Consider the following 8,962-nt stretch of genomic DNA (forward strand, 5'->3'; position numbering starts at 1 on the left):
CCTCCCACCCACCCCGGAACTCAGGAGTGCCATGAGCGAGACCCCGCTGCCGGAGATCGACTTGGCCGACGCCGTCGCCGCCCTGCGCGACGAGGTGCTGATGGCCGCCGCCCGCGCCTCCGACCAGGACATACGCTTCGCGCTCGGCGACATCCAGCTGGAATTCACGGTGGAGCTGCGCCGGGACGCCAGGGCCCGGGGCGGCGTACGGGCGCTGGTCCTGGACGCGGGCGCGGAGGCCGCCCGGGGCAGCACCCGCACCCACAAGGTGGCCTTCACCCTCACCCCGCGGGACGCCCGCACCGGCGGGCCCGTCGAGATCGCGGCGGAGAGCGAGGGCAGCGTGGCCCGCTTCGGTGCGGGGCCCTCGTCATGACGGGTGAGAAAGGGGACGCGCCATCCCACCGGCCGGCGCACGCCCCACCGCCGTACGCCCCGGCCCCGTACGCCGCACCGCCGGGCAGCCCCGCCGGCCCCGGCGAGCGGCAGCGCGCTCCCCACGCCGTGGTGTGGCAACGAGCCGGTGCGCGTCACCGCCCCTCCGTCGAGGACCGGGCCGTCGCCGTCCTCGCCGGGCGCCAGGGCAGCGGCGTACTGCTCGACTCCCGACACGTGCTGACCTGCGCCCATGTCGTGGCCGGCCCCGGGCCGGTCCGCGTGGCCGTGCCGGGCGGCAACGGCCCCGTACCGTGCGACGTCCTCTGGATCTGCCGGGACGAGGCCACGGACGTGGCCCTGCTGCGGGCCTGCGAAGACCTGCTCGATCGCGAGCGGGAGGCCCGGCTCCCCCGCTTCCGCTGGGGCACGGTCGCCACGCGCCGGCCGCTGCCGGGCTGCCAGGCGGTCGGCTTTCCCCGCGTGCAGCGGTACGGCGCCGGCGAGCTGGAGTGCGAGCAGCTCACCGGCACGCTGAAGCCCGCCTCGGGCCGGCTGCGCGGCCGCTACGTGCTCGACGGCGACCACACCCCGCCCGAGCCGGCGGCCGGCGGCGGCTCGCCCTGGGCAGGGATGTCGGGGGCGCCCCTGTTCGCGGGCCCCGTGCTGATCGGCCTGGTCGCGGCGGACCCGGGCGGCTGGCGGCACGGGCGCGTCGAGGCGGTGCCGGTGGCGAGCTTCGCGGACACCATGAGCCATCAGCTCGGCCTCTCCAGCCCCTCTTTCGTCCCCTCCTTCGGCGCGTTCGGCATCGAGACGCTGACGGAGGCACACCCGGAGGACGTCGACTTCGAGGAGCGGTACGCGACGGTCCTGCGCGCCGCCTACGGCAAGACGGAGATCATCGGGCTCGATGAATTGAGCCAGAATGAGGCGAGTTGGGACCTGGAGACGACGTATCTGAGCCTGAAGGCGGAGCCGGCCCGGCAGCACGACCCCCTGCCCGACGGGGTCGAGGACGCGAAAGCCGTCACCTCGCCCAGTCGTCCACAGCATGTGGACAAACTTCTGGCATTTCACCAACGGTCCGTCGTACGCGGCGAGGCGGGGGCAGGCAAGACCACGCTCGTCTGGTGGCTGGCCTCGCACACCGCGTGTGCCACGCACTCCGGTGAACTCGCCGCACTCAATGGGCTGATCCCCTTTGTGGTGCCCATGCGTTCTCTCGTCGGCCGGGGTTCCGAACTGCCCTCGGTCCCGCAATTCCCCTCGCTCGCCGAACTGCCGTCGGCGGCCAAGTTGCCGATCGGCGAGGCACCCCGGGGCTGGGTCGAACGCGTTCTGTCGGCCGGGCGCGGATTCCTCCTCGTCGACGGTCTGGACGAATTGCCGCAGGAATACCGCTCGGATGCCCGCGCCTGGCTGCTGAGCCTCCTCCGGGCATATCCGCACACCCGCTGCCTGGTCACCGTGCGCCCGCTCGCCGTGGAATACGACTGGCTGGCCGCGGAAGAGTTCAAAGAACTGCGGCTGTTGCCCATGAGCGACAAGGACATTCAGGCGTATGTGAGAATGTGGCACCAGGCGGCACGCGGGGAATGCGCCCGTTTACCGGACAGCCACCGCACGGCGGTCGGACGGGCGGATCTCGACGCGCTGGAGGAGGACCTGGCGCGGGAGTTCGCCCGTAACGCGGCCCTTCGCGACCTGGCCCGTACGCCCCTGCTGTGTGCGGTCGTCTGCGCCCTGCACCGCAGGCGCCGGGGGCTGCTGCCCAACACCCGCTGGGAGCTCTACCGCGCCGCGCTGGGCATGCTCCTCGGCGGGCGGGACGCCTCACGCCGCATCGGCGCCCCGGAGGGCGTCTCCATGAGCGTGGAGGAGCATCAGCAGGTGCTTCAGCGCATCGCCGCCTGGCTGGTGCGCAACGGCCGCGCGGAGCTCGGCCGCGAGGCGGCGGCGCACCAGGTGGCGGCGGCCGCAGCCGCCATGCCCCAGGTGCGCCGCCAGGGATCGGCCGACCAGATCCTGATCCATCTGCTCAATCGCACGGGGCTGCTGCGGGAGCGGGCCCCGGACGTCATCGAGTTCATCCACCGGACGTTCCAGGACTTCCTGGCGGCCAAGGAGTTCAGGGACAGCGACAGTCTGGAGGAGCTGATCCGCAATGCCGGCAACGAGCAGTGGCGGGACGTCGTCCGCCTCGCGGTGGGCCACTTCGGCCGGCGTGAGGTCGAGCAGCTCGTCACCGGGCTGATCAGGGCGGGCGACTGCCGTTCCCAACGCGCTGAGCGCTGGCCACTGCACATTCTGGCGGCCGACTGCGCCGAGCACGCCGTGGCCCTGGACCCCGAGATCCGAGAGGCGGCCTGGGCGCGGGTGAAGTGCCTGTTGCCGCCCGATGACGAGAGCGAGGCCAGGGATCTGGTGGCGCTGGGTCCCCAGGTGCTGCCGCTGCTTCCCGACGCCGAGGCGATGACCGCGAAGCAGGCTTTCGCCAGCGTGATCATGGCTTACGCGGCCGGGGGCACGGATGCTCTTCTCGCGCTGCGCCGGCTCGCCCGTCACGGCGCGCGGCACGTACGGGTGGCGATCGCCAGGCAGTGGTCCAACCACCCGGCGGGCGTCTTCGCCGCGACCGTCCTGGCCCATATGCGGCTGGACGACCTCTACCTCGAGATTTGGCAACCGGAGGAGGCCGATCAGCTGCCCGGTTTAGGCCCGATCGGCTCTCTGTATATGGTGCTCGATTCCGATGACCGCACGCTCCGGGCGCTGGACCGGCTCCGGGGGCGAACCGGACTCGCGTTGCTCGGGCTTGAGCTGAAGTCGCTCCGGAGCCTGGCGTCCCTGGCCCCGCTGCCCGGCATAGCCACCGTGAGCATCACCGTCCATGACGCGAGCGGTGTGGAGCAGATCGCCCGGGTGTTTCCCGATGCGACCGACCTGAGCATCCAGCCCATGTGCGACACCATGGCGCTGGACCTCAGACCGCTGGCCAACCTTGCGACGCTCACCGTGCGTGTACACGGTCCACTCGGCGTCAAGATCGAGATCCTGGGGCGGGCGGAGCTCGGGGGGCGCCTCAAGGTCCACGTCCGGGCCTGACATAGCGCGAAGGGGCCGACCCCATGGGGTCGGCCCCTTTGCGTCACTGCGGCGTCACCGCCCGCACAAGGCGGGCAGCCGCGCTACGCGTCCTTCGAGAGGTTCGGGCCCGCGCCACCCGCCGCGGACTCGATCGGCGGGACGTCCGGCAGGGCCGACTTCTCCTCGCCGCGGAAGGTGAACTTCTTCTCCTCGCCCTCGCCCTCGACGTCCACGACCACGATGTGACCGGGGCGCAGCTCGCCGAAGAGGATCTTCTCGGAGAGGACGTCCTCGATCTCGCGCTGGATCGTCCGGCGCAGCGGCCGGGCGCCCAGGATCGGGTCGTAGCCCTTCTTCGCGAGCAGCTTCTTGGCCTCGCCACTGAGCTCGATGCCCATGTCGCGGTCCTTGAGGCGCTCGTCCACCTTGGCCAGCATCAGGTCGACGATCTGGATGATGTCGTCCTGCGAGAGCTGGTGGAAGACCACCGTGTCGTCGACACGGTTGAGGAACTCCGGCCGGAAGTGCTGCTTGAGCTCCTCGTTGACCTTGGCCTTCATCCGCTCGTAGCCGGTCTTCACATCGCCCTGGGCGGCGAAGCCCAGGTTGAAGCCCTTGGAGATGTCCCGGGTGCCGAGGTTGGTCGTCATGATGATGACCGTGTTCTTGAAGTCCACGACCCGGCCCTGGGAGTCGGTCAGACGACCGTCCTCCAGGATCTGCAGCAGCGAGTTGAAGATGTCCGGGTGGGCCTTCTCGACCTCGTCGAAGAGAACCACGGAGAACGGCTTGCGGCGCACCTTCTCGGTGAGCTGGCCGCCCTCTTCGTAGCCGACGTAGCCGGGGGGCGAGCCGAAGAGCCGCGAGACGGTGTGCTTCTCGCTGAACTCCGACATGTCGAGCTGGATCAGCGCGTCCTCGTCCCCGAAGAGGAACTCGGCGAGCGTCTTGGACAGCTCGGTCTTACCGACACCCGAGGGGCCGGCGAAGATGAACGAACCACCGGGGCGCTTGGGGTCCTTCAGACCCGCACGGGTCCGGCGGATCGCCTGCGACAGCGCCTTGATGGCGTCCTTCTGCCCGATGACGCGCTTGTGGAGCTCGTCCTCCATGCGCAGCAGCCGGGAGGACTCCTCCTCGGTGAGCTTGAAGACCGGGATGCCGGTGGCCGTGGCGAGGACCTCGGCGATCAGCTCGCCGTCGACCTCGGCGACGACGTCCATGTCGCCGGCCTTCCACTCCTTCTCCCGCTTGGCCTTCGCCGCCAGCAGCTGCTTCTCCTTGTCGCGGAGAGAGGCCGCCTTCTCGAAGTCCTGGGAGTCGATGGCCGACTCCTTCTCCCGGCGCACGTCGGCGATCTTCTCGTCGAACTCGCGGAGGTCCGGCGGCGCGGTCATCCGGCGGATGCGCATCCGGGAGCCGGCCTCGTCGATCAGGTCGATCGCCTTGTCCGGCAGGAAGCGGTCCGAGATGTACCGGTCGGCCAGCGTCGCGGCCTGGACGAGGGCCTCGTCGGTGATGGAGACGCGGTGGTGCGCCTCGTACCGGTCCCGCAGGCCCTTGAGGATCTCGATCGTGTGCGGCAGCGACGGCTCCGCGACCTGGATGGGCTGGAAGCGGCGCTCGAGGGCCGCGTCCTTCTCCAGGTGCTTGCGGTACTCGTCCAGCGTGGTCGCACCGATGGTCTGGAGCTCACCGCGGGCCAGCATCGGCTTGAGGATGCTCGCGGCGTCGATCGCGCCCTCGGCGGCGCCCGCACCCACCAGGGTGTGGAGCTCGTCGATGAACAGGATGATGTCGCCGCGGGTGCGGATCTCCTTGAGCACCTTCTTCAGGCGCTCCTCGAAGTCACCGCGGTAGCGGGAGCCGGCGACCAGGGCGCCGAGGTCCAGGGTGTAGAGGTGCTTGTCCTTGAGGGTCTCGGGCACCTCGCCCTTGACGATGGCCTGGGCCAGGCCCTCGACGACCGCCGTCTTGCCGACGCCGGGCTCGCCGATGAGAACGGGGTTGTTCTTGGTGCGGCGCGACAGCACCTGCATGACCCGCTCGATCTCCTTCTCGCGCCCGATGACCGGGTCGAGCTTGGATTCGCGGGCGGCCTGGGTGAGGTTGCGGCCGAACTGGTCCAGGACGAGCGAGGTCGAGGGGGTGCCCTCGGCCGGGCCGCCGGCGGTGGCGGCCTCCTTGCCCTGGTAGCCGGAGAGCAGCTGGATGACCTGCTGCCGCACCCGGTTCAGATCGGCGCCCAGCTTCACGAGGACCTGGGCGGCGACGCCCTCGCCCTCGCGGATCAGGCCGAGCAGGATGTGCTCCGTGCCGATGTAGTTGTGGCCGAGCTGAAGGGCCTCCCGGAGCGACAGCTCCAGGACCTTCTTGGCACGAGGGGTGAAGGGGATGTGCCCGGACGGGGCCTGCTGGCCCTGGCCGATGATCTCCTCCACCTGCTGGCGGACCGCCTCGAGCGAAATCCCGAGGCTCTCCAGGGCCTTAGCGGCGACACCCTCACCCTCGTGGATCAGGCCCAGGAGGATGTGCTCAGTGCCGATGTAGTTGTGGTTGAGCATCCGGGCTTCTTCCTGAGCCAGGACGACAACCCGCCGCGCGCGGTCGGTGAACCTCTCGAACATCGTTAATCGCTCCTCAGAGCGGTCAGAAAGATCGGGGACGATCCCCTCCCTGTCCTTCCGCATGCTAGTCCCGCAAGGGGGGACAGCTCATTCCAACTGCCGACACCCGTTCCGGACCTCCTGCCCCGAACAGCCGACAACAGCTCCAACCCGATGGTGCGAGACGATGTTCCCGCAGGCCAGGCGCATGGCCTCGGAACCACTACGCCGATGGCGAACGCTCCACCGTCCGACACGCGGATCGCCCCTCCCCACGAGGAAAGTCTTACCCGTTGGCGGCGGCACTCCATGCCGCAAAGGGCGGCGTGAGGGCCCTTGCTCCGCTACGGGCGAACAACCCCGAGGCCCCGAACGCTTCCGTGCGCCCCTCCACTACCACTCTCCGTACCCCCGAGCAAACGCTGCGTAACCCTTTCGGGGTGGGGCAGTTGCTCCCGGCATGAGCGCCCCACCGCCCCTCCAGCGCCAGCGGCCGGTACGACCGCGGGTCCGCCAGCAGGCGGGCCGACATCCACCGGCGCCGCGGTGCTGCACGAGCCCGGCGGCGGTCCGGCGGTGGTACGAGCGCGAGCTGGGCTGGCCCGCCACGGGGCACGACCCGGTGGAGCTGATCACCGGGGTGCGCTTCGACGCGCTGGAGCTGCCGGCGGACGCCGGGCTCGCGGTGCTCCGCAGGGGGGTGCCCACCGGTCCGGTCGCCCTCGCGGGGGGCCGGATGCTGCTCCTGGTGGCCGCGGGCGCGGCGGAGGAGCTACCGGGGCTGCTGGAGTGGCTCGAGTGGGGCGGTGTGCCCCTGGAGCTGTCCGCGCTCGGGCAGGGCGGGCGGATGCCGGCCCCACGCCCCCCGGACGTACACCCCTCGGACGTGCGCCTCGCGGACGCACGGCAACCGGACGCACGCCCCCCGGACCCGCTGCGCGGAGGGCCCGAAGACCCTCGGGAGGTCGCCCGCTGCCGACCGTGGCCGGTGTGGCTGCGACCCCCCGAGCCGGGACGCGAACGGGAGCCGGCACTTCCCACGACGACCCTGAGCGCCCGTCGTGGGTGCGGGGGCGTCGAAGAGGAAGGCGCCCCCGATCTCGTACGGCTCGTGGCCACGGCGGCGACGGAGTGCCACCGGGCCAGTGTGCGGCGCGCGGCCTGTCAGCCGTTCGCCTTCTCGTACGCCTCACGCACGGTCGCGGGCACGCGACCGCGGTCGTTGACCTCGTAACCGTTCTCCTTGGCCCACTTGCGGATCTCCGCAGTGTCCTTGCTGCCACCCGAGGACGCACGCGCCTTGCCACGACCACCCGCGGCGCGACCACCGGTGCGCCGAGCCGCCTTCACGTAGTCGGCGAGCGACTCACGCAGCTTGTCCGCGTTGGCGGTGGTGAGGTCGATCTCGTAGGACTTGCCGTCCAGCGCGAACGTCACAGTCTCGTCCGCCTCGCCGCCGTCGAGGTCGTCGACAAGAAGGACCTGAACCTTCTGTGCCACCGGATTCCCTTTCTCGAAAAAGCAGTACGACGGAAAGGAAACCGCCTTTCTCGGAAAAACACAAACCCCCGGGTCGGGATCGAGCGCACATCCGCACGGGAAACGTGCGCGTTTCGGACATAGGGAGCGGCCTCCGGGGTTCCGCGGTCGACTCCCGGGGAAAACTCAGTGGATCACAGGTGCAGAAGCATCCGACTGTTGCCCAAGGTGTTCGGCTTCACCCGTTCGAGGCCGAGGAACTCGGCGACGCCCTCGTCATAGGAACGGAGCAGCTCGCTGTACACATCGCCGGTCACCGGCGTCTCGCCGATCTCCACGAAGCCGTGCTTCGCGAAGAAGTCGACTTCGAAGGTGAGGCAGAAAATGCGCCGCACACCGAGCCAGCGCGCGGTCTGGAGGAGCTTCGTCAGCACCTGATGGCCCACGCCCGCGCCCTTCAGGCGCGGATCGACCGCGAGAGTGCGCACCTCGGCCAGGTCCTCCCACATCACATGGAGCGCCCCGCAGCCGACGACCTGCGCGTCCTCGTCGCGCTCGGCCACCCAGAACTCCTGGATGTCCTCGTAAAGCGTGACGGTCGCTTTGTCGAGCAGGATGCGGTCCCTGACGTAGGCGTCCAGCAGCCGGCGGAGCGCCGGCACATCACTGGTCCGGGCTCGGCGTACGGTGACCTCATTTGATACTGGCGGCATGGCGGGACGCTATCGCCCGGGGCGGCCAGGGCTGTCATCGGGGATGTTCATCACGCCTTCCCGGCCCCGATCGGCGCGTTCCGGGGACGTTCCCCGGCGCGTTCCCGGGCGCGTTCCCGGCGCCACTTCGCCGCCGTCTTCCCGGCGGTCTTCATGCGCGCCTTCATGCGCCCCCTTCACCGAGGGCGTTCCTCCGGTTCGTCGAGTTGTACGACTCGGATGGCGTCCCGGAGGGCTTCGCGCTGTTCCGCCGACATCATGCCGAAGAACGCGACGAGAGCGGCGGCGGGGTTGTCACTCGTGGACCATGCTTCGTTCATGAGTGCGGCCGAGTACGCGGCGCGGGTGGACACCGCCTCATATCGATAGGCCCGGCCTTCCGCTTCGCGGCGCACCCAGCCCTTCTGATGCAAGTTGTCCATTACGGTCATGACCGTCGTGTAGGCGATGGAGCGTTCCTGCTGAAGGTCTTCCAGCACTTCTCGGACGGTGACGGGGCGGTTCCACTGCCAGACCCGCGTCATCACCGCGTCTTCCAACTCACCCAAACGTCGGACCACGTCGGAATAATAGTGCGGGACGCGTAAATTCTGGGCGATTTACGCTCAAATTTGGACGAATGGCTCTCGGTGGTCTTGCGGTGAGCGCCACAAACGCGCGTGTCCGCGCCTCCGGCGCGGGGGTCTTTCGCCCGCCCAC

General features: G+C 69.9%; 7 protein-coding genes. 3 read left to right on the top strand and 4 right to left on the bottom strand.

The genetic code is table 11. From position 1 onward, the window contains the following. Positions 1-31 precede the first annotated feature (31 nt). On the top strand, positions 32-376 hold the full coding sequence (locus ACSNOD_RS24160; RefSeq protein WP_436769139.1) for a trypco2 family protein: 345 nt from the start codon (positions 32-34) through the stop codon (positions 374-376). Continuing rightward, positions 373-3,483, top strand: a complete 3,111-nt coding sequence (locus ACSNOD_RS24165; RefSeq protein ID WP_436769140.1) for an NACHT domain-containing protein — start codon at positions 373-375, stop codon at positions 3,481-3,483. The genes ACSNOD_RS24160 and ACSNOD_RS24165 overlap by 4 nt, the downstream gene beginning before the upstream one ends. Positions 3,484-3,566: 83 nt before the next feature. On the opposite strand, the gene ACSNOD_RS24170 is transcribed toward ACSNOD_RS24165, so the two are convergent. Next, positions 3,567-6,092, bottom strand: a complete 2,526-nt coding sequence (locus ACSNOD_RS24170) for an ATP-dependent Clp protease ATP-binding subunit (RefSeq protein WP_436769141.1) — start codon at positions 6,090-6,092, stop codon at positions 3,567-3,569. 439 nt (positions 6,093-6,531) lie between these two features. Between ACSNOD_RS24170 and ACSNOD_RS24175 the strand changes: the two genes are divergently transcribed. Further along, complete coding sequence (locus tag ACSNOD_RS24175; protein ID WP_436769142.1) at positions 6,532-7,305, top strand: SCO3374 family protein; 774 nt, start codon at positions 6,532-6,534, stop codon at positions 7,303-7,305. Here the strand turns inward: ACSNOD_RS24175 and ACSNOD_RS24180 are convergent. The 3 genes from ACSNOD_RS24180 to ACSNOD_RS24190 all read right to left on the bottom strand — a co-directional run bounded on the left by ACSNOD_RS24180 (position 7,236) and on the right by ACSNOD_RS24190 (position 8,823). Continuing rightward, positions 7,236-7,571, bottom strand: coding sequence for a histone-like nucleoid-structuring protein Lsr2 (locus tag ACSNOD_RS24180; protein ID WP_436769143.1), 336 nt, complete (start codon positions 7,569-7,571; stop codon positions 7,236-7,238). The two genes, ACSNOD_RS24175 and ACSNOD_RS24180, sit on opposite strands and share 70 nt — an antisense overlap. A 173-nt stretch (positions 7,572-7,744) precedes the next feature. Beyond that, a complete protein-coding gene (locus ACSNOD_RS24185) occupies positions 7,745-8,263 on the bottom strand; it encodes an amino-acid N-acetyltransferase (protein WP_436769144.1) in 519 nt (172 codons plus the stop codon). Positions 8,264-8,439: 176 nt separating this feature from the next. Next, complete coding sequence (locus tag ACSNOD_RS24190) at positions 8,440-8,823, bottom strand: BlaI/MecI/CopY family transcriptional regulator (RefSeq protein WP_436769145.1); 384 nt, start codon at positions 8,821-8,823, stop codon at positions 8,440-8,442. Between the last annotated feature and the right edge of the window lie 139 nt (positions 8,824-8,962).

This window comes from Streptomyces sp. URMC 123, assembly GCF_051386515.1.
Lineage (GTDB): Bacteria > Actinomycetota > Actinomycetes > Streptomycetales > Streptomycetaceae > Streptomyces.